This window comes from Streptomyces specialis (assembly GCF_001493375.1).
GTDB lineage: Bacteria > Actinomycetota > Actinomycetes > Streptomycetales > Streptomycetaceae > Streptomyces > Streptomyces specialis.
The window spans coordinates 762373-781336 of sequence record NZ_LN929896.1; the positions used below are offsets into that span (position 1 = coordinate 762373).

Annotated in this window: 20 protein-coding genes; 7 read left to right on the top strand and 13 right to left on the bottom strand. The window is 71.8% G+C overall.

The annotated features are described in order from the left end of the window. Positions 1-21: 21 nt before the first annotated feature. Complete coding sequence (locus BN2279_RS21600) at positions 22-969, top strand: alpha/beta hydrolase (RefSeq protein WP_059012652.1); 948 nt, start codon at positions 22-24, stop codon at positions 967-969. A 306-nt stretch (positions 970-1275) separates the two neighbouring features. Here the strand turns inward: BN2279_RS21600 and BN2279_RS21605 are convergent, their stop codons facing one another. Beyond that, positions 1276-1779: a MarR family winged helix-turn-helix transcriptional regulator gene (locus BN2279_RS21605; protein ID WP_059012089.1), complete on the bottom strand. Its 504-nt coding sequence runs from the start codon at positions 1777-1779 to the stop codon at positions 1276-1278. A gap of 95 nt (positions 1780-1874) precedes the next feature. On the opposite strand from BN2279_RS21605, the gene BN2279_RS21610 reads away from it, so the two are divergent. Further along, entirely contained in the window at positions 1875-2411 is a 537-nt protein-coding gene (locus tag BN2279_RS21610; protein WP_059012091.1) for a dihydrofolate reductase family protein, read from the top strand. Between the two features lie 25 nt (positions 2412-2436). Here BN2279_RS21610 and BN2279_RS21615 read toward each other — a convergent pair whose 3' ends face one another. Then, a complete protein-coding gene (locus tag BN2279_RS21615) occupies positions 2437-3333 on the bottom strand; it encodes a phosphotransferase family protein (protein ID WP_059012093.1) in 897 nt (298 codons plus the stop codon). Between the two features lie 127 nt (positions 3334-3460). Here BN2279_RS21615 and BN2279_RS21620 point away from each other — a divergent pair, with 127 nt between their 5' ends. After that, positions 3461-3958, top strand: a complete 498-nt coding sequence (locus BN2279_RS21620) for a hypothetical protein (RefSeq protein ID WP_059012094.1) — start codon at positions 3461-3463, stop codon at positions 3956-3958. Here the strand turns inward: BN2279_RS21620 and BN2279_RS21625 are convergent. Then, on the bottom strand, positions 3906-5363 hold the full coding sequence (locus BN2279_RS21625) for an MFS transporter (protein ID WP_059012096.1): 1458 nt from the start codon (positions 5361-5363) through the stop codon (positions 3906-3908). The two genes, BN2279_RS21620 and BN2279_RS21625, sit on opposite strands and share 53 nt — an antisense overlap. A 101-nt stretch (positions 5364-5464) precedes the next feature. Between BN2279_RS21625 and BN2279_RS21630 the strand changes: the two genes are divergently transcribed. The 3 genes from BN2279_RS21630 (at position 5465) to BN2279_RS21640 (ending at position 8729) form a co-directional block, all read left to right on the top strand. After that, a complete protein-coding gene (locus tag BN2279_RS21630; protein WP_059012098.1) occupies positions 5465-5839 on the top strand; it encodes a MarR family winged helix-turn-helix transcriptional regulator in 375 nt (124 codons plus the stop codon). Positions 5840-5885: 46 nt separating this feature from the next. Then, positions 5886-6251, top strand: coding sequence for a glyoxalase superfamily protein (locus BN2279_RS21635; protein WP_059012101.1), 366 nt, complete (start codon positions 5886-5888; stop codon positions 6249-6251). A gap of 165 nt (positions 6252-6416) precedes the next feature. After that, positions 6417-8729, top strand: coding sequence for an Orn/Lys/Arg family decarboxylase (locus BN2279_RS21640; RefSeq protein ID WP_059012103.1), 2313 nt, complete (start codon positions 6417-6419; stop codon positions 8727-8729). Between the two features lie 22 nt (positions 8730-8751). Here the strand turns inward: BN2279_RS21640 and BN2279_RS21645 are convergent, their stop codons facing one another. The 7 genes from BN2279_RS21645 to BN2279_RS21675 form a co-directional block, all read right to left on the bottom strand. After that, positions 8752-9240 (bottom strand): anthrone oxygenase family protein, encoded by a 489-nt coding sequence (locus tag BN2279_RS21645; protein ID WP_059012105.1) that lies wholly within the window; start codon positions 9238-9240, stop codon positions 8752-8754. A 1283-nt stretch (positions 9241-10523) separates the two neighbouring features. After that, the gene (locus BN2279_RS21655; RefSeq protein WP_059012107.1) at positions 10524-11135 is read right to left on the bottom strand and encodes an SIMPL domain-containing protein; all 612 of its coding nucleotides are present in this window, start codon (positions 11133-11135) and stop codon (positions 10524-10526) included. A 17-nt stretch (positions 11136-11152) separates the two neighbouring features. Further along, a complete protein-coding gene (locus BN2279_RS21660) occupies positions 11153-12793 on the bottom strand; it encodes an alkaline phosphatase D family protein (RefSeq protein WP_059012109.1) in 1641 nt (546 codons plus the stop codon). A gap of 173 nt (positions 12794-12966) precedes the next feature. Further along, positions 12967-13230 carry a hypothetical protein gene (locus BN2279_RS21665; RefSeq protein WP_059012111.1) on the bottom strand — a complete coding sequence of 88 codons (264 nt, stop codon included), beginning with the start codon at positions 13228-13230 and terminating at the stop codon, positions 12967-12969. A 65-nt stretch (positions 13231-13295) separates the two neighbouring features. Beyond that, a complete protein-coding gene (locus BN2279_RS21670; RefSeq protein WP_059012113.1) occupies positions 13296-14126 on the bottom strand; it encodes a VOC family protein in 831 nt (276 codons plus the stop codon). Positions 14127-14159: 33 nt separating this feature from the next. Further along, positions 14160-14327: a hypothetical protein gene (locus tag BN2279_RS29565; RefSeq protein ID WP_159037305.1), complete on the bottom strand. Its 168-nt coding sequence runs from the start codon at positions 14325-14327 to the stop codon at positions 14160-14162. A gap of 61 nt (positions 14328-14388) precedes the next feature. Then, positions 14389-14961, bottom strand: coding sequence for an AAA family ATPase (locus BN2279_RS21675; protein ID WP_059012115.1), 573 nt, complete (start codon positions 14959-14961; stop codon positions 14389-14391). A gap of 150 nt (positions 14962-15111) precedes the next feature. On the opposite strand from BN2279_RS21675, the gene BN2279_RS21680 reads away from it, so the two are divergent. Beyond that, positions 15112-17487: a lamin tail domain-containing protein gene (locus tag BN2279_RS21680; protein WP_059012117.1), complete on the top strand. Its 2376-nt coding sequence runs from the start codon at positions 15112-15114 to the stop codon at positions 17485-17487. 58 nt (positions 17488-17545) lie between these two features. Here the strand turns inward: BN2279_RS21680 and BN2279_RS21685 are convergent, their stop codons facing one another. From BN2279_RS21685 to BN2279_RS21695, 3 genes are read right to left on the bottom strand one after another with little or no spacing between them, the layout of a single operon-like run. Then, positions 17546-17776 (bottom strand): acyl-CoA carboxylase subunit epsilon, encoded by a 231-nt coding sequence (locus BN2279_RS21685; protein ID WP_059012119.1) that lies wholly within the window; start codon positions 17774-17776, stop codon positions 17546-17548. Between the two features lie 46 nt (positions 17777-17822). Further along, a complete protein-coding gene (locus tag BN2279_RS21690; protein ID WP_059012120.1) occupies positions 17823-18134 on the bottom strand; it encodes a YciI family protein in 312 nt (103 codons plus the stop codon). A 46-nt stretch (positions 18135-18180) separates the two neighbouring features. Continuing rightward, positions 18181-18948 carry an AfsA-related hotdog domain-containing protein gene (locus BN2279_RS21695; RefSeq protein ID WP_059012122.1) on the bottom strand — a complete coding sequence of 256 codons (768 nt, stop codon included), beginning with the start codon at positions 18946-18948 and terminating at the stop codon, positions 18181-18183. Between the last annotated feature and the right edge of the window lie 16 nt (positions 18949-18964).

An 18964-nucleotide genomic window follows, 5' to 3' on the forward strand; every position in this document is an offset into this window, starting at 1 on the left:
GGCTGGACCACAGTCGTGCACATGACGACCTACCGCGAGCAGCCCGAGTGGCGAGCCATCCAAGAGTTCCTGCCCGAGAAGTTCCGGCTGACGCCGGATACCGAGCCGGCCGAGGAGTGGTGGGACCACAACGGCCACCGCATCCACCTGGACACCTACCGCCGGCCCGCGGCACCGCTCAAGGTGATCCTGTTCCACGGCGTCGGCACCAACGGCCGGCAGATGTCCACGATCCTGGGCCGCCCGCTCGCCGAGCGGGGCTACGAGACCATCGCGATCGACATGCCCACCTATGGTGTGACCGAGGTGGCCGATGGCGCCCTGGTCACCTACGACGAGTGGGTCCGGACCGGCTCGGACCTGATCGACGCCGAACGGGCGAACGACGACCGCCCGATCGTTCTCTACGGTCTGTCCGCCGGCGGCATGCAGGCTTACCACGTCGCCGCCGTCAACAAGCACGTCGCGGGAATCGTCGGCATGACCTTCCTCGACCAGCGTTCGCGCCGCGTCCGCGTCGAGACCGCCTTCGACCCCGTATCGGGTTTCGTCGGCGCCGGCGTGATGAAGGCCCTGGCGCGAACGCCACTGCGCCGCCTGCGACTGCCGATGCGACTGGTCAGCAAGATGCGCGCCCTGGTCAACAACCGCAGCGCGGCCCGCGCCTGTTACGCCGACAAGACCTCGGCGGGCAACCGCGCGTCCATCGCGTTCCTCGACTCCTACCTGAACTACCAGCCAGTCACCGAACCCGAGGACTTCGACGTCTGCCCCGTGCTGCTCACCCAGCCCGCCGCCGACCGGTGGACGCCACTGCACCTGTCCGAACCATTCCTGAACAAGATCACGAAGGTGCCAGTGACGAAGACCACCCTCGACAACGCCGGCCACTACCCGCTCGAACAGCCCGGCCTGGACCAGATGATCGACGCCATCACCCACTTCTGCGCAGAACTCGCACCGGCATGACCGCTCCGCACGCCGGCGCGAAGCAGCCACGCTCGCCGCCACCGAGAAGATCGACCGGTTGCAAGCTTTTTCTGACCAGAAGCTTCGCGAAGAGAGTGCGGGCTGCCCCGGAGGGCCGCCGCGTCGTTCCCGGTTCGCGGACGTGGGCGGCGTACCCGCGGCAGATCGATGCCCGGCCGATCCTCGCTCGCCTGGCCCGGTTTCGTCGTGCTGAGGCCCTTTCCCGTTCCGGTGGACGCTGTCACGCTTCCCACCGGCGCCGCCGCGTCCGTCGGTGATCCGAACGGGAACGGCCGGCGGCGGGCGTCAGAGTTCCTCGTGGTCGCGTGCTCGCAGCAATGTGTACATGGCGTCGTTGAGCTGTCGTTGTCGCTGTTCGGAGAGGCCGGACAGCAGACGGGCCTCGTTGGCGGCGTGGTCGCTCATGGCCGCGTCGATGGTGGCCATCCCCGGCTCGGTGAGGGACACCAGGAAGCTCCGGCGGTCCGCGGGGTCGAGCCTGCGGCGGACCAGGCCGGCCGCCTCCAGCCGGTCGAGCCGGCTGGTCATCCCCGCCCGGGAGAGCATCAACTGCTGGGACAGCACCGACGGCGTCACCGTGTAGGGCGGTCCGGACCGGCGGATCGACGCCAGCACGTCGAACTCGCCGTTGCGGAGCCCGTGCCGGGCGAAGACCTCGTCGAACGAGCGGTGCATCAGGGCGGCGAACCGCGTCACGCGCCCTAGGACCTCGACCGGCCACAGGTCCAGATCGGGCCGCTCGTGCCGCCACTGCGCGATCACGGCGTCCACCTCGTCATCTTCACGCATGCCACCATACTATTTGATTTCTGATAGTTCGCTGCCGTACTATCTCCCCATCGAATCACATCGCGGTCCGCCGCGAGCGACCTGAGGAGCGCCTGATGCGCCAGATCATCTCGAGCCTGTTCGTCTCCCTGGACGGTGTCGCCGAGGCGCCGGACACCTGGCACTTCCCCTACTTCAACGACGAGATGGGCAACGCCGTCGGGGCGGCCATGGCCGACTGCGACGCGATGCTGCTCGGCCGCGTCCAGTACGAACAGTTCGCCGCCTACTGGCCGACCAGCGACGACGAGTTCGCCGGCTTCATGAACGGCCAGAAGAAGTACGTGGCCACCACCACCCTGACCGAGGCCACGTGGAACAACACCGAGATCATCGGCGGTGACGTCCTGGACGGCATCCGCGGGCTCAAGTCCTCCCCGGGCCGCGACATCGCCGTGACCGGCAGCCTCACCCTCGTGCGGTCACTGCTCCGGGCCGGACTCCTCGACCGGCTGCAACTGTTCGTCCACCCCATCGTCCTGGGCGAGGGCGCCCGCTGGTACGACACCCTCGCCACCACCAAGCTCCATCTGACCTCGGCCGAGACGTTCACCACCGGAGTGATCAACCAGATCTACACCCCGGCCTCCTAAGCGCCGGCGAGGCGGTAGCGGCGGATCAGAAGGGCTGCCAGTCGCGACGGCTGCCACCGTCGCGCAAGGCGCGGACACGGCGGGCGAACTCCTCGGCGGCTTTCGGGTCGTTCGATGTCCGCGTGCCCAGCCAGAGGGTCATCATCAGCTCGCGCACGTCGGCCAGAGCCGGGTAGCCGGGCCAGTTCATCAGCTCGAAGCCGTAGTGGTGGACGAACGACTCGTACTCGGCCTTCGTGTGCCAGCCGTACCGCTCGTAGTACATCGCGGTCAGGACGAGATCCCATTCGCGAGGCGCGAGCGAGAACCCGTCGAGGTCGATGAGGATGGCGTGGCCGTTCCGGTGGCGGAGCGCGTTGCCGACGTTGGCGTCCCCGTGGATCACCCCGGAGGGGAGAACGAAGTCGAGTCGACCGTACTCCTCTTGGAGTTTCGCGGCCCGCTGGTCGAGGAACTGCCGGTCGTCGTCGGCGATGCCGTCCAGCGCGCGCAGTGCGTCCCGGATTCTCGCGAACGGGTCGAAGTACGGCAGGCCCAGCGTCTCCGGCACCTCAAGCCGGTGGAGTCGCTGGAGGAGGTCCGCCAGCTCGTCGAGGCGCGCGTACTCCACGCGGTCCTGGGCGTTCTCCCAGAACGTCACCACCCGGCCGCCGAACGCGGCCGGCTGCCGGACACCGGGCAGGACACGCGCCGCCGGGAAGTCCTCGGTGGCCAGCCAGCGGGCGACCCGGACGGCCCGTTCCAACTCCCCCGCCGATTCCGGGTTCTGCGCGATCCGTACGATGACCGGCGACGAGGCGAGCCGGAACACCCCGTTCGACCCGAGCCGCAGCAACGCGGCCCCAGCCGGATCCAGGCCGACGACACGGCACGCCTCGGTCAGCACAGCCCATGCCGCCTCCTCGGCACAACCCGACGCCATACGCCGCACCTCCCCGGCTGTTCGTGTCCGACGCTACTCCCGCAGCCCATCGGGTCCCAGAACGGCTCGGGCAGATCTGTTGTCGAGAGCTGTTACGGTCCGCCGCGCTCCCTGTGAGGTTCTCGCCATGCATCGTCCTCGTCGGCTGATCTGGCTCGCGCCGGTCTGCCTGAACACCGTTCTCGGTGTGGTCGGCATCGTGCCGTTCTTCGTGCTCTGGTACTTCGTCGTCAGCTTCCCGCTCCGGGAACTGGGCTTCACCGAGCGCGATCCGACGGAGAACGACGGGGTTCTGCCGTGGGTCATCATCCTCGTCCTGGTCGAGGGGGTGTTCCTCGCGATCTGGTTCCTCGCCAACTACCTGGTGCGCGACGGCACTCCGGCCCGGTTGCTGCCTGCCCGGCGGTACTGGGCGGTGAGTGTGGCCGCCCTGTTCGCTCCCCTTCTGGTTGTCGTGGCTTTCGGGGCCGTCCGGAGCGGCCTCGGGCAGGGGGGACGCGGCGGGGGGGGCGGCCGCGCGTGCGGCGGCCCCGCGAGCGTTCGTGGGTCGCGGGGCCGGTCGCTGGGTCGGGTCAGGCGTGGGGCGTTGCCTTGCGGCGGGTGCGGAGGAGGGGGATGGCGTTGAGCAGGAGGCCGAGCAGGGCGACGCCGGTGACCAGGTTGATGCCGGGCCGGTAGGGGCCGATGTCGGCGCTGCCCGCGGTGGTGTCCGTGGCCAGCGCGGTGACGACGGCCAGGACCAGCGCGGCGCCGACCTGGCCGGAGGTCTGCACCAGGCCGGAGGCCAGGCCCTGTTCGGAGTCGTCGATGCCCTCGGTGGCCTGGGCCATGATCGCGCTGAAGCCGAAGGCGAAGCCGCCGCCGAGGAGCAGCATCGCGGGCAGGACCGACACCACGTAGTCGGGGGTGGTGCCCGCGGTCGCCAGGAACCAGACGTAGCCCAGGCTGAGCGAACTCATCGAGGCCAGGATCAGCGGCGGGGTGCCGTAGCGGGTGATGAGGCGTCCGACGAAGGGCGATCCGAACGCCACGACCAGGCCGATCGGGAGCAGGCCCATCGCCATGCGCAGCGGTGACCACTCCAGGCCGTCCTGGAGGTAGAGCGTCATGAGGAACTGGAAGCTCAGGAAGGAGCCGAAGAGGGCGATGATGCTGAGGTTGGCCCGTACGACGGTGGCGACGCGGAGGATGCCGAAGCGGACCAGCGGGTGGGCGACGCGCTGTTCGATCAGCACGAAGGCGGTCAGCAGCAGGACGGCGAGCAGGGCCAGGCCCAGGGTGCCGGGCGATCCCCAGCCGCGGTCGGGGGCGGAGACCACGGTGTAGACGGCGAGCAGCATGCCGCCGGTGAGGGTGGCGGCGCCGGCGATGTCGTGGCCGCCGGTCTCGGCGGGGCGGTCGCGCGGGATCAGGACGTAGCCGAGGACGAGGGCCAGCACGGCGAGCGGCACGGGGGTCAGGAACGTCCAGCGCCAGCCGAAGCCGGTGAGGAGTCCGCCGAGGATGAGGCCGGACGAGTATCCGGTGGCGCCGAAGAGGGAGAAGACGGAGAGCGCCCGGTTGCGGGCGGGGCCCTCGTGGAACGTGGTCGTCAGGATGGACAGCGCGGTGGGCGCGGTGAAGGCGGCGGCCAGGCCCTTGATGAAGCGGCTGGCGATCAGCAGGGGGCCGCTGTCGACCAGGCCGCCGAGGAGCGAGGCGGCGGCGAAGACGGCGAGGGCGATCAGGAAGACCCGTCGGCGCCCGAGGAGGTCGGCCATCCGGCCGCCGAGCATCATCAGGCCGCCGTAGCCGAGCACGTAGCCGTTGATGATCCACTGCAACGACGTGGCGGACAGGCCCAGTTCGTTGCCTATGGACGGCAGGGCGACGCCGACCATCGAGACGTCGAGGCCGTCGAGGAACAGCACGAGGCACAGGACGGCGAGGACGCCCCACAGGCGCGGGGTCCAGCGTTGTTCTTCGGGCCGCGAGACGGAGACCTGGGCGGTCGGCGGCGGGATCACCGGAGCGTCGATGGAAGGGGACATGGCCCGAGACATTACATGCATGAGCATCTACTGTCTACGCATAAAATGCACAGGCAATAAATTCACTTGCATGTTGTTGGGCGGTGCGCTAGCGTTCCCCCGTGTCCGCAGATGCCGAGCTCATCGACCGCTGGCGAACCCTGCTGTCGCAGTACAGCCGGATCGCCCATGAGCTCGATCGCGTGCTCCAGGCGGGGCACGGCCTGACCGTCAGCGACTACGAGGCCCTGGACCGGCTGCTGTCGGACGAGAACCGCGGCAAGGTGCGCGTGCAGGACCTGGTGGACGAGATGCATCTCAGCCAGAGCGCCATGTCGCGGACCGTCGCCCGGCTGGAGAAGTGCGGCCTGGTGTGCCGGGGCATGTGCGACACGGACCGCCGCGGCGTGTTCGTGACCCCCACGGAGGCCGGCCGCAAGGTGCACGCCGAGGCCCGCCGGACCTACCTGGACGTGCTCGCCCAGCACCTGGGCTGATCCGCTCCGCGGCTCGCGTGTCGGTGCGGGCTGCCACCATGCCCGCATGACGACGACGAGAGAACCGTCCGGGTCCGCGCCGGAGGAAGTCATCCCCGTCCTGCGGGTACGGGAGGCCGGGGTCGCCGCCGGGTGGTACGCGCGGCTCGGGTTCGTCGCGCAGTGGGAGCACCGGTTCGGCCCCGGCATGCCGGCGTTCGTGGAAGTGGCGCGCGGTGGGCTGCGGTTGTTCCTCTCGGAACACGAGGGCGATGCCCGGCCCGGCACGCTGGTGTATCTGCGGGTGCGCGATCTCGCGGCCGTGGCCGCCGAGTTCGGGGTGGCGGTGACCGAGACCCCTTGGGACACGCGCGAGGTGGAACTCCACGACCCGGACGGCAACCGCCTGCGGATCGCGTCGGTCGAGGACTGAACCGGGGGCGTGCGGCGGGCGTGCGCGGGGGCGCGGGATCGGGTGGCGGGTGGTGGGGGGCTGATCCACTCCTGTGGGTGGTTTGGCCGTTCGGCGGGGCCCGAACGGGCGGAGCCTGCGAATACTGGCCGATGAGAAGCCCGGTGAAGCTCTGATGGGGGCGACATGGCCGACGGAACAGTGTTGTTCGCGTTGCGGGAGAGTCCGCTCGGGGGAAACGCCGGGGGTGAGCAGGTCCGGCGGATCCGCGAGGCGGTCGAGGCGCGCGGGTTCGAGGTGCGGTGGGCCGGGAGCGAGGCCGACGCGCGGGCCGTGCTGCGGACGGAGGCCGGGCTGGCCGCCGCCGTCGTCGGCTGGGACCTCGGCGGGGGCGAGCCGGGCGGGGCGTCCGTACTGAAGCTGATCGGGCGGCGGTTCAAGGATCTGCCCGTCTTCCTGGTGATGACGGGCGAGGGTGACGACGACCTGGGGCGGCTGCCGCTGTGGGTCTCGGAGGTCGTGGTCGGCTACGTCTGGCCGCTGGAGGACACCCCCGCCTTCATCGCGGGCCGGGTCGTCAGCGCGGCCAGGGCGTACCGCGAGGCCGTACTGCCGCCGTTCTTCCGGGCGTTGCGGCGGTTCGAGGACGCGCACGAGTACTCCTGGCACACCCCGGCGCACTCCGGCGGGGTGGCGTTCCTGAAGTCACCGGTCGGGCGCGCCTTCTTCGACTACTACGGGGAGCGGTTGTTCCGCACCGATCTGTCCATCTCCGTCGGGGAGTTGGGGTCGCTCTTCGAGCACACCGGCCCGATCGGCGAGGCCGAGCGCAACGCCGCCCGGATCTTCGGCTCCGACCGCACGTACTTCGTGCTGCACGGCGACTCGACGGCGGACCGCATGGTCGGGCACTTCTGCGTGGGGCGCGACGAGATCGCGCTGGTGGACCGGAACTGCCACAAGTCGGTGCTGCACGGCCTGATCCTCTCCGGCGCCCGTCCCGTCTACCTCGTCCCCACGCGCAACGGCTACGGACTGGCCGGGCCGTTGCCGCCGGCCGGGATCGAGGCGGGCGCGGTGGCGGCCCGCGTCGCGCGCAACCCGCTCGCCCAGGACGCCGTCCCGTCCGGGGCGCAGTACGCGGTGGTCACCAACTCCACGTACGACGGGCTGTGTTACGACGCGGTGGGGGTGGCACGGGCGCTGGCGCCCAGCACGCCCCGGGTGCACTTCGACGAGGCGTGGTTCGCCTACGCGCGCTTCCACCCGCTCTACGCCGGGCGTTACGGCATGGCCGTGGGACCGGACACCTTCCCGGGCCCCGACCGGCCCACCGTCTTCGCGACCCAGTCCACGCACAAGCTGCTGGCCGCGCTGTCGCAGAGCGCGATGGTGCACGTCAAGGCGGCGCCGAGGGCGCCGGTCGAACATGAGCGGTTCAACGAGGCGTTCATGATGCACGGCACCACCTCCCCGCTCTATCCCGCGATCGCGTCGCTCGACGTGGCGGCCGGGATGATGGACGGCCCGCAGGGGCACTGGCTGATCGACGAGGCGATCACCGAGGCGATCCGTTTCCGGCAGGCGGTCGTCCGGACCGGCGCGCGCGTCGCGGCGGCGGGCGACCGGCCCGCGTGGTTCTTCGGGGTCTGGCAGCCGGAGACGGTGACCGACCCGGCGACCGGCGAGACGGTCACCTTCGCCGACGCGCCCCTCGAACTGCTGCGGACCGAGCCCCGCTGCTGGCAGCTCGAACCGGGAGCGGCGTGGCACGGGTTCCCCGGACTGGACGACGGCTACTGCATGGTGGACCCGGTGAAGGTGACGATCACCTGCCCCGGTGTCGACGCCCTGGGCGAGACGGCGGACTGGGGCGTTCCCGCCCGGGTGCTGACCGCGTATCTGGAGCGCCGGGGCATCGTCGTGGAGAAGACCGACAGTTACACGACGCTGGTGCTGTTCTCCATGGGCATCACCAAGGGCAAGTGGGGCACGCTGCTGGACGCGTTGACGGACTTCAAGGCCCTGTACGACGAAGGGGCGCCGCTGGAGCGGGTGTTGCCCGGCCTGGTCGAGCGCTTCCCGCGCCGCTACGCGGACATGACGCTGGCGGACCTGTGCCGGGCCATGCACGACCATCTGCGGCGGGCCGGTCTGGTGGCGCTGCTGGACACGGCGTTCCAGGAGCTGCCGGTGCCGGTGGCGTCGCCGCAGTGGTGCTACGGGCGGCTGATCCGCGGCGGCACGGAGCGGGTGCGGATCGCCGACGCGGCGGGGCGGGTGGCCGCCGCGATGGTCACCGTGACGCCGCCGGGCATCCCCGTGCTGATGCCCGGGGAAGCGGTGGGCGACGACGGCGGGCCGTTGTTGCGGTATCTCGGGGCGCTGGAGGCGTTCGACCGTGAGTTCCCCGGCTTCGGGAGCGAGACGCACGGCGTCACGGTCGATCCGGTGACCGGGGACTACGCGATCGAGTGCCTGCGCGAGGAACGGGAGTAACCTCCGCGCCGCCCGCCCTCGTTCAGGTGGAGGGCGGCAAGGCGGCGGGCGCCGGCGGCGACTTGCGCAGGGCCGAGACGGCGAGGAGGCCGAAGGCGAACACGGCGGCGACGGTCCGCACGACGTGGGCCGTCTGCCAGCGGTCGCGCACGTCCGCCCAGTCGGACGGGGGCGCCTGCACGTCCCAGTCGGCCTGGTCGCCGTTGATGGGCAGGTTCACGACGAGGGTGGTGACGAAGACGACCAGCAGCAGCGCGAACGCGGCCAGCGGCAGCCACAGCGCGGGGCCCTTGGCGCGGAACGCGGAGATCACCAGCACGGCGACCGCGAGCAGCGCGGGGATGAGGGTGACCGAGGCGAGGACGTCGAGCGCGTCCAGCTCGACCTTCCGGAGCTGGGCGTAGACGTAGCGGTCGTAGTCCCGCAGGGATGTCTCCAGGACCAGCACGCCGACGAGGAATCCGGCGAAGATCCCGGCGAAGAGGAGGCCGGCGAAGCGTGCGACTTTCACGACCGCGCTGTTTCTCATGGCTGCTTTCTCTCGCCCGTGTCCGAGTGACCCAGTGGCCTGGGTTCGGTGTCCGGTGTCCGGTGTTCGGTGTGCCGTGTGGTGCGGAGGTGGTGAAGAGGTGGCACGACTCTAGGTTCTGCGCACGGGAGTCGACAAGTGTCCACAAGTTTCCCGGAGAAGAACAACGGATGTGTTCCGTACCGCCGTTGCTCCTGATCCGGTGCCTCGGTCCTACTCCGGCCGCGGGCCGGGGCCGTGTTGGCAGTGGGGGCACCAGCTGTCTCTTCTACACATCCGACGCTGCCGACGAAGAGGATAGTGAAGATCTCGGAGGTCGCCGCATCATTCAACAACTCAATAACAGGCACAAACACTCGACCACGCGTTCACGAACATCCCAAGCACTACCTGAGGTCAGGGGTGGATAAGGGGCGGCGGGGGGGCCGCAGACCAGGCAGGGGCGGCCGGCCCGGGCGTAGACGTGGAGGCGGGTGCGGGCACGGGCGGCGGGTGGTGTCGTGGTGCGGTTCGGGGAGGTGCGGTTGGCCTCCAGGAGGCGCTTGGCCGTGGCGACCAGCTCTTCGGGGGCGGGGAGTTCACCGACCGGGAGCCAGGGGGTGACGCGGGCGAGGAAGCACAGTTCCGCCATGTAGACATTGCCGACACCGGCGAGGTTGCGCTGGTCGAGGAGGGCCGTGCCGAGGGGGCGGGCCGGGTCGGACAGCAGGCGGCGCAGAGCCTCGTCCGGGTCCCAGTCGGGGCCGAGGAGGTCGGGGCCGAGGTGGCCGACGACGCGCTGCTCGTCGGCGGTGCGGAGGAGGTCGAGGACGGGGAGGCGGTAGCCGACGGCGGTACGTCCGTTGTCGGCGGCCAGGATCGCGCGGATCTGGTGCGCGGGGCCGCCGCGCCAGGGCTCGCGCGGGGCGAAGATCTTCCACGCGCCGTCCATGCGCAGGTGCGAGTGGAGGGTCAGCCCGCCCTCGACGCGGGTGAGGAGGTGCTTGCCGCGCGCGACGGCCTCCAGCACGGTCCGGCCGCGCAGGTCGGCGGTGGCCAGCCGGGGAACCCGCAGGTCGGAGCGGACGAGGGCATGCCCGGCGAGCGCGGCGTCGAGCCGCCGGGCGGCCTGCCAGACCGTGTCGCCTTCGGGCATGCCTCCATCATGCCCGGCCGATCACCTCGGGGCGGGCATGATGGAGGCCTGGCTCTTCTACAAATCTCCGAGCCCACGAGAAAGGCAGAAATGTTGGATGCCGTTTTATGCTTGTCAAAAACACAAAGATCTACACTACGGGTAGGGGTGGGGGTGTGGGATGTGTATAAGAGACGGGTCTGCCGGCGGCCATGCCGTAGCCGGCCCGGGGGACGGCTCCCTCGGCGCCCTGGTCGACCAGCTCCACCAGCGTGACCAGGGTGGAGCCCAGCGCCTCGGCGTAGCCCCGGGCGCGGGTGACCGCGTCGCGCACGGCCTGGCGGCGGGCCTCGGCGTGTACGGGCGACGCGGGGCGCAGGGACCAGCGCGGGCCGTCGACGCGGGTGAGGTCGAGGTCGGCGAGGCGGGTGGTGAGTTCGCCGAGGACCGTGAAGTCGGTGACGACGGTCTGGACGACGACGCGGCCGTGGTGGGCGCGGACCCGTTCGCCCCGGCCGTGCCGGGTCAGTTCGGGGGTGATGGTCAGCGCGCCGGTCTCGACGCGTTCCACGGCCTCGCCGTACGACCGCAGCAGGCCGAGGACGTCGTCGTTGCGCCGGGTGAGGTCCGTCAGCGCGGCGCGGCGGTCGGTGCCGCGCGCGTGGACGGTGATGCTCATGGCGGCGATCTCGGGATCGGCTTCGAGCCGGGCCTCGCCGCGCACGGTGACGCGGGGGGCATCGGCTTCGGACGTCACGGTCATGGGTCCTCGGCGGGCGGTCAGCGGATGGGAGTCGTGGTGCGGGTGGCGTGCTGGGTGCCGGTCCTGGTGGCGTAGGAACGCGTCAGGCTGCTGGTCGCGGCGGGGTCGGCGCGGTCGGACAGGGTGAAGTAGTCCATCTGCGCGCGCTCTTCGGTGACGTCGAGAACGGCGTAGCCGTGGGCGTCCATGTCCACCCAGTGGACGTGGCGGTTGGCCGCGCGGATCGCCGTGCCGGCGAGGGGGGACAGGGTGTTCGGGGGAACGCCGAGGATGTCGTCGAGGTTGTCGGAGGTCACCGACGTGACGACGAACTCGGTGGCGACGGGCGGCGACACGGGGTAGGTGGCGGCGTCGCGGGGAACGTCCGTGGCCCAGTGCATGTGGATGTCGCCGGTCAGGAACACGGTGTTGGTGATGCGGTTCTCGTGCAGGTGGTCGAGGAGCCGGTCGCGGTCGGCCGTGTAGCCGTCCCACTGGTCGACGTTGATGGCCAGGCCGCCGGAGGGGATGCCGAGGCATTCCGCGATCGGGCCGAGGAGGAACGCGGGGACCGAGCCGAAGGCGACCGGGGAGATCATCACCGAGTTGCCGATCAGGTGCCAGCGCGTGGTGGAGGCGGACAACCCGGCGGTGAGCCAGTCGAGTTGGGCGCGGCCGGTGAGGGTGCGGTCCGGGGAGTCCACGGCGTCGTCGCCGGTGGCGGCCTGCTGGTCGCGGAACGAGCGCAGGTCCAGGAGGTGGAGGTCGGCCAGGTCCCCGAAGCGCAGCCGCCGGTAGGTGGTGCCCTCGACGGCGGGGCGGACCGGGATCCACTCGAAGTAGGCCCGGACGGCGGCGTTCCGGCGGGCGGACCAGTCGCCCTCGGTGCCCGGTGTGTGGTTCTCCGCGCCGTCCCGCCAGGTGTCGTTGGCGATCTCGTGGTCGTCCCAGACCGCGATGAGGGGGTGCGCGGCGTGCAGGGCGCGCAGGTCGGGGTCGGTGCGGTAATGGCCGTGCCGGGCACGGTAGTCGGCCAGGGTGACGATCTCGTGCGCCGGCTGCTGGACGCGGACCGGTTCGGCGGGGTACTGCCCGGTGCCGTACTCGTAGATGTAGTCGCCCAGGTGGAGCACGGCGTGCAGGTCGTCGCGGGCCGCGAGGTGGCGGTAGGCGGCGAAGTGGCCGGCCTCGTAGTTGGAGCAGGAGACCACGCCCAGGCGGAGGTTGGCGACGCGGGTGCCGTCCGCCGGGGCGGTGCGGGTGCGGCCCGCCGGGGACACGACGCCGCCGGCGGCGAAGCGGAAGTGGTAGACGGTGTCCGGGCGCAGGCCGCGCACGTCGGCCTTGACGGTGTGGTCGGAGGCGGCGGTGGCCGTGGTCCGGCCCGAGGTGACGACCGCGCGGAACGCGGCGTCCTCGGCGACCTCCCAGGTGACGTCCGTGTCGGGCCCGGTGCCCGAGCCGGGCACGGCTTCCGGTACCGGTGTGACGCGGGTCCACAGCACCACGCCGTCCGGCAGCGGGTCGCCGGAGGCGACGCCGTGGTGGAACGCGGGCGCGTCGGCGGCTCCGGCCCGGCCGGCGGTGGCGAGGGGGAGAACGGCGGCGGTCGCGGCGGCGGCCGTGACCACCGTGCGGCGGCTCGGGGCGGCCTGGGACGCGGGGGCGGCGTGGGTCACGAACGACGATGCTACAAGCGGGTAACCCCAAGGGGTCAGGGGTCGTACGGAGTTCGTTCGCTCGTCGCCGTGCCCTGGGCGGGCGACCGCTGCTGTTCACCCGCGGCGGCTCCGGGCCGGCCGGTGGGCGGCCCTGGCGCGGGCCGCCCACCCGGAACCGGGAGAACCCGGGCTCAGCGCCGGACCTTGACCCGGTCGAGCGCGGCCACGCCCACGGCGGCCAGGGCGATCTGGATGAGCCACTCGACCCAGTCCACGCCATCGGTGTCGTTCACATCCAGCCCGGCGGCGATGGCCGAGCCGATGAGCGCCGCCACGATACCGACGGCGATGGTCCACAGAATGCCGATGTGCTGGCGGCCGGGCAGGACCAGACGGCCCAGCAGACCGATGATCAGGCCGATAATGATCGCGCTGATAATTCCGGAAATCTCCATTTTTCGCACCCTTTCGTCATGGATGACACACGTCCGGGTGCCCCACTCCCGGCCGATCACTCCTGTCAGGTGGGCATGACCGGCGTCAGGACCACGAAGTCCGCGCCGAACGGGTCCAGGCAGACGGCCAGCCGCCCGACGCCCGGGGCGTCCTCGGGGCCCATCTGGACGCTGCCGCCGTTCGCGGGGACGGAGGCGACCGTGCCGTCGCAGTCCGCCGAGCCGAAGACCGGGTGCCAGTAGGGGCGGAAGCCGTTCACCGCCAGGTTCTCCGGCGGAAGCTGCATGATGCCGCCGTGCATCCGGTCCTGGGCGGGGTCGTCGCTGCTGCCGCCGGGCGGACCGACGAGCGTGTACGTGTCACCGCCCGCGCCGCCCTCGCTGCCGCCCGGGAGCGGCATGTCGTCGGTCTCCCAGCCGAACACGGCGCGGTAGAAGCCCTTGGCCGCCGCCGCGTCGGTCGTATACAGCTCGGACCAGACGAGGGTGCCGGGCTGGTCGACCGCCTCCAGGCCCCGGTTCTCGCCGGGCTGCCAGACGGCGAACTCGCCGCCCTGGGGGTCGGTGAACTGCGCCATCCGGCCCGCGCCGTCCACGCCGGTCGGCGCGGCCCGTACCGTGCCGCCCTCGTTCTCCACGGCCTGGGCGGAGGCGTCGGCGTCCTCGGTCCTGAAGTAGAGCATCCAGGCCGGGCGCGCGCCCTGCTCGGTGAGCGGTCCCGCGGCGGCGACCGTGCGGCCGTCGAGACGGAAGAAGCCGTACCCTCCCGCCTCGGGCCCCAGGGACTGGAACTCCCAGCCGAACACCGGGCCGTAGAAGCCGGCCGCGGCGTCGGTGTCGGGAACCCCGAGATCGAGCCAGGCGGGCGAACCCGGGATGAAATCGGTCGTGATCATGGCGGTCCTGCCCTTCCACGCTTCACGCGCCGCTCAATCGGGCGGCTCGGGGGCGACGGGCTCCCCGCTGTCGTCCCGATCCCGCTCGTCCGCCGGCACCGCGCGGACCTCCTCGTCCTCCGGCCGCTCGGCGTCGGGCACCTGGACCGTCGGCGGGAGATCGGGGGTCAGCGGCTGCGACTGCGGATCCTTGCCGTTCATGCGGGGCCGAGTACCCCCTCGGACGGAAACGTCACCCGCCCGGCCGGGCGGGAAGGGCCGGTCAGGACGTGAGACCCGGTTCGTGGCGGGACGCGGGGAGGCGGGACAGGATCGCGTCCACCGTCTGCGACGGGGTCTGGTCGGTCGTGTCGAGCCACAGGCCGATGCGGGGGGTGTCCACGCGGAGAACATGGTCCAGGGCCGGCACGGACCAGGCGCCATAGCCGGTCTTCGCGCGGGCGCCCTCGCGGCGGGCGACCGTGTCGGGGCTGGGGGCGAGGACCACCACGTGGAGCGGGCGGGTGCGGACCAGGGTCACGAAGTCGGCCAGGGCGTGGCCGAGGACCACGTCCTGGACCACCGCCGTCCAGCCGGCCGCCGCGTACTCGTCGGCCGTCGCCGCCGACAGGCGGTGCCGCAGGCGGAGCTGGGCCAGGGCCTCCGGGGTCGGCTCGGGCGTCAGCTCGGCGCGGCCGGAGATCATCATGCGGCGGAAGACGTCGCCCCGGATGTGGACGGCTCTGGGAAGCCGCTCGGCCAGGAGTTGTGCGACGGTGGACTTGCCGGCCGCCATGACGCCCGTGATCAGGACCACGGACGAGGACAGCTCGGACAGTTCCCTGGTCGTCTCCATCCCCCCATCGAATCAGACGGGCAGGCGCCGCGCGCACCGCGTCACCTTCACGCGAAGTTCACGCGGGGGACGGCTCGCCCCCCGTCTCCGCACGGGGAGACATCAAGGGCAGGCGCAGGTCCTCCACCGGCACACTTCTGGAGTGATGTCATGGTCCTCTTCCCGGGCGTCCGGCGCCGTTCCGCCGTCGTCGCCACCGCCGTGGCGGCCGTCGTCGGTTCGCTGATCGCCTTCCCGTCCGCACCGGCATCCGCCGTCTCCCCCGACGTCGTGATCAGCCAGGTCCACGGAGGCGGCGGCAACAGCGGCGCGCCGTACACGCACGACTACATAGAGCTGTACAACCGGGGCACCACCACGGCCTCGCTGTCCGGCTGGTCGGTGCAGTACGCCTCCGCCACCGGATCGAGCTGGCAGGTCACGGCGCTGTCGGGTTCGATAGCGCCCGGCCGGTACTACCTGATCCGGGAGGGGGCCGGCTCGGGGGCCGGGCAGGCGCTGCCCGCGCCCGACGCCAGTGGTTCCATCGCGATGAGCGCCACCTCCGGCAAGGTCGCGCTGCGCACCACGACGACCGCGCTCACCTGCTCGACCGGCTGCGCGACGCAGAGCGGTGTCCGGGACTTCACCGGCTACGGCAGCGGCGTCTCCTCCTACGAGGGCGCGGGACCCGCGCCGACGCTGTCCAACTCCACCGCCGCGCTGCGCGGTGCGGCCGGGCAGACCGACACCGACCACAACGCGGCGGACTTCGCGGCCGGTTCGCCCGCGCCGCGCAACTCGGCGTTCACCGGCGGCGGGAGCGGGAGCGGGACCCGTATCCGCGACATCCAGGGCCGGGCGCACCGCTCGCCGCTCAACGGGCAGCAGGTGCAGGCCGTTCCGGGCGTGGTCACGGCCGTCACCACCAACGGCTTCTGGATGCAGGACCCGAGCCCGGACGCCGATCCGGCCACCGGCGAGGGGCTGTTCGTCCACACCGGTTCGGCGCCGGGAAGGCAGGCCGGGGACAGCGTGACGGTGACCGGCACGGTGGCGGAGTACCGGCCCGGCGGCACCGGCGGGACGGACAACCTCACGACGACGCAGCTCACTTCGCCGACGGTCACCCTGGTGTCGGCGGGCGCCGCGCTGCCCGCCGCCACCCTGGTGGGGACGGGCGGCCGGGTGCCGCCCGCGAAGGTCGTCGACAACGACGCGACCGGCGACGTGGAGACCTCGGGGACCTTCGACGCCACCACCGACGGCATCGACTTCTGGGAGTCGATGGAGGGCATGCGGGTGCGGCTGGACAACGCCCCCGTGGTCGGCCCGCGCAACGACTTCGGCGAGATCCCGGTCGTGCCGGCGGGCTCCACGACCCGCACCGCGCGCGGCGGGATCGCCGTCCAGGCCGACGACTTCAACCCCGAACGGATCATCGTCGACGACGTACTGGCGGCCACGCCCGCGGCCCACACCGGGGACACGCTCTCCGGCTCGGTGACGGGCGTGCTGGACTACTCGTTCGGCAACTTCAAGCTGCTGCCCGGGGCGAGCCCGGTGGTGGCGGACGGCGGGGTGGCCCCGGAGACGACGCAGGCCGCGGCGGCTGACGAGTTGTCGGTGGCCACGTTCAACGTGGAGAACCTCGACCCGGGCGACCCGCAGGCGAAGTTCGACGCGCTGGCCGACGCGATCGTCACCAACCTCCGCTCCCCCGACCTGATCGCGCTGGAGGAGATCCAGGACAACGACGGCGCCACCGACAGCGGCACGGTGGCCGCCGACCAGACGCTCGCCGAACTCGTCGCTGCGATCAGCGCGGCGGGCGGCCCCTCGTACACGTGGCGGCAGATCGACCCGGCCGACGACGCGGACGGCGGCGAGGCGGGCGGCAACATCCGGGTGGCGTTCCTGTACCGCACGGACCGGGGCCTGTCGTTCACCGACCGGGCGGGCGGCACGGCGACGGCGGCCACCACGGTGAGTTCCGTGGGCGGGCAGCCGCAGCTCAGCTTCTCGCCGGGCCGCGTCGATCCGCAGAACTCCGCGTTCGCCTCCAGCCGCAAGCCGCTGGCCGGGGAGTTCACGTGGAACGGGGAACGGATCTTCGTCATCGCCAACCACTTCAACTCCAAGGGCGGCGACGACCCGCTGTTCGGCCGCACCCAGCCGCCGGTGCGGTCCACCGAGACGCAGCGGCACCAACAGGCGACCGTGGTCCGGGACTTCGTGGACGACATCCGGGCCGTCGATCCCGACGCGGCGATCGTGGTGCTGGGCGACCTGAACGACTTCGAGTTCTCCGCGACGACGGACATCCTCACCGCGGGCGGTGCCCTGACGGATCTGCCCGCGACCCTGCCGGCGGCGGAGCGCTACACGTACGTCTTCGAGGGCAACTCCCAGGTCCTCGACCACATCCTGCTGTCGCCCTCGCTGGCGGCCACGTCGTACGCGTACGACGTGGTCCATGTGAACAGCGAGTTCGCCGCGCAGATCAGCGACCACGATCCGCAGGTGGTGCGGCTGCCCCTGCCCTGAGCCGGTCCCGGCGCGGCCGGGACGGCGGCCGGGGCCCACCGCCCCGGCCGCCGCGCCGTCATCGCGCCAGGTACCAACGGGAGCCGCGCGCCGGGCGGTTGTCACGGGTGGCCCAGGGGGCGGGGGTCACCCGTCCGCCGCCCGACGGCGGGTTCTCGGCGCACGGGGTGGTGCGCGCGGTCAGCACGGCGACGACGGCGGCGAGTTCCTCACGCGTGGGGTCGCCCTTCAGGACACGGATGGTGTCCGCGCGGGCCCCGGCCGTCCCGGAAGTGCTGATCGTGTCCATGGTCCTGTCTCCGTTCCTCGCCCACGGTGGCCCGCGGGTCTCGCTCCTACGGCGCCGGCGTGGTCAGCCGGACCGGCGCGTTCTGGGACGGCAGCAGGGCGTTGATGTCGGCGCGCTCCCAGACGCCCTCGGTGGTGAACGGGTCCCCGGCGACCCAGTCCGCCACCTCTTCCCGGGTGCCGGCCTCGACCACGATCAGGCTGCCGATCGCGGTGGTCCCGTCGTCGGCGACGAGCGGGCCGTAGAACACCGGTCGCGGGCCGGTGCCCGACCGGAGCCTGGCGGAGTGCTCGGGCCGTGCGGCGGCCCGGAGTGCGGCCGTGCCCGGCCGGTCGAGGCAGTGGATCGCCCAGAACATGCGCTTGTCGTTCCTCTCGTGCGGTCGATCGGGTCGGTCCGCCAGCCTAGGCCGGGACGGCCGCCCGCTCCGGTTCCGCGGCGGCTCCGGCTTCCGCTTCGGCGGCTTCGGAGAGGGCGGCGACCTGCGCGGCGATCGCGCGCCGCGCCGCCATGGCCTCCTGCTTGGCGCTGAGCTTCTCGGGGATCACGCGGTACTCGGCCTCGACCACCGCCGCCGCCGGCTCGTCCCCGTGGTGCACGCCGACGCGGCAGCGGTAGATCGCGCCGACCGGGGTGGTGGAGTGGCCGAGCAGTTCGTAGCGGAGCGTGGCGGGCATCGGGAACACGAAGCTGTGGAACGAGGAGTTGACCGAGCCGATGACGAACCGGGTCCGCTCGGTGCCGGCGATCAGGTACTGCTCGGTGACCACCGTCCACAACTGGCGGGCCGCCTCCAGGATCGTGATGGCCGGGATGTGCTGTCCGGTCAGGTGGTCGGCGAGCACCTCGACCCGCTCGTCGAGCACGAGGTCCGCGGTGAACCGGTCCTCGGCGAGCCGCCGGACCGGGCCGACGAGGACGTTCTCCGCCCGGTGCTTGTGGGTCAGGGCCCGCTCGGCCCGGTGCGGGATCCCGGCCGCCGCGCCGCTCATCAGGTCGCGCAATTCCGCGAGTTGGTTGTCGGTCAGGCCCTGTCCGATGGCGAGGGCCAGGCTCTCCGGCAGTTCGCCGGCGCGGAGCCGGTCCAGCAGCACGCTGACGGGGACGGTCCCCCGGTTGGCGAGGAACTCCTCGAAGCGGTCCCCTACGACGACGAGTGCTTCTGGCGACATCGTCCGGTCCTTTCTC

Excerpts from the sequence above, each read along its gene's own strand:
- BN2279_RS21600 (WP_059012652.1), top strand. The coding sequence starts at position 22 with ATGACGACCTACCGCGAGCAGCCCGAGTGGCGAGCCATCCAAGAGTTC.
- BN2279_RS21605 (WP_059012089.1), bottom strand. The coding sequence starts at position 1,779 with ATGCGTGAAGATGACGAGGTGGACGCCGTGATCGCGCAGTGGCGGCAC.
- BN2279_RS21610 (WP_059012091.1), top strand. The coding sequence starts at position 1,875 with ATGCGCCAGATCATCTCGAGCCTGTTCGTCTCCCTGGACGGTGTCGCC.
- BN2279_RS21615 (WP_059012093.1), bottom strand. The coding sequence starts at position 3,333 with ATGGCGTCGGGTTGTGCCGAGGAGGCGGCATGGGCTGTGCTGACCGAG.
- BN2279_RS21620 (WP_059012094.1), top strand. The coding sequence starts at position 3,461 with ATGCATCGTCCTCGTCGGCTGATCTGGCTCGCGCCGGTCTGCCTGAAC.
- BN2279_RS21625 (WP_059012096.1), bottom strand. The coding sequence starts at position 5,363 with ATGTCCCCTTCCATCGACGCTCCGGTGATCCCGCCGCCGACCGCCCAG.
- BN2279_RS21635 (WP_059012101.1), top strand. The coding sequence starts at position 5,886 with ATGACGACGACGAGAGAACCGTCCGGGTCCGCGCCGGAGGAAGTCATC.
- BN2279_RS21640 (WP_059012103.1), top strand. The coding sequence starts at position 6,417 with ATGGCCGACGGAACAGTGTTGTTCGCGTTGCGGGAGAGTCCGCTCGGG.
- BN2279_RS21655 (WP_059012107.1), bottom strand. The coding sequence starts at position 11,135 with ATGACCGTGACGTCCGAAGCCGATGCCCCCCGCGTCACCGTGCGCGGC.
- BN2279_RS21665 (WP_059012111.1), bottom strand. The coding sequence starts at position 13,230 with ATGGAGATTTCCGGAATTATCAGCGCGATCATTATCGGCCTGATCATC.
- BN2279_RS21670 (WP_059012113.1), bottom strand. The coding sequence starts at position 14,126 with ATGATCACGACCGATTTCATCCCGGGTTCGCCCGCCTGGCTCGATCTC.
- BN2279_RS29565 (WP_159037305.1), bottom strand. The coding sequence starts at position 14,327 with ATGAACGGCAAGGATCCGCAGTCGCAGCCGCTGACCCCCGATCTCCCG.
- BN2279_RS21675 (WP_059012115.1), bottom strand. The coding sequence starts at position 14,961 with ATGGAGACGACCAGGGAACTGTCCGAGCTGTCCTCGTCCGTGGTCCTG.
- BN2279_RS21680 (WP_059012117.1), top strand. The coding sequence starts at position 15,112 with ATGGTCCTCTTCCCGGGCGTCCGGCGCCGTTCCGCCGTCGTCGCCACC.
- BN2279_RS21685 (WP_059012119.1), bottom strand. The coding sequence starts at position 17,776 with ATGGACACGATCAGCACTTCCGGGACGGCCGGGGCCCGCGCGGACACC.
- BN2279_RS21690 (WP_059012120.1), bottom strand. The coding sequence starts at position 18,134 with ATGTTCTGGGCGATCCACTGCCTCGACCGGCCGGGCACGGCCGCACTC.
- BN2279_RS21695 (WP_059012122.1), bottom strand. The coding sequence starts at position 18,948 with ATGTCGCCAGAAGCACTCGTCGTCGTAGGGGACCGCTTCGAGGAGTTC.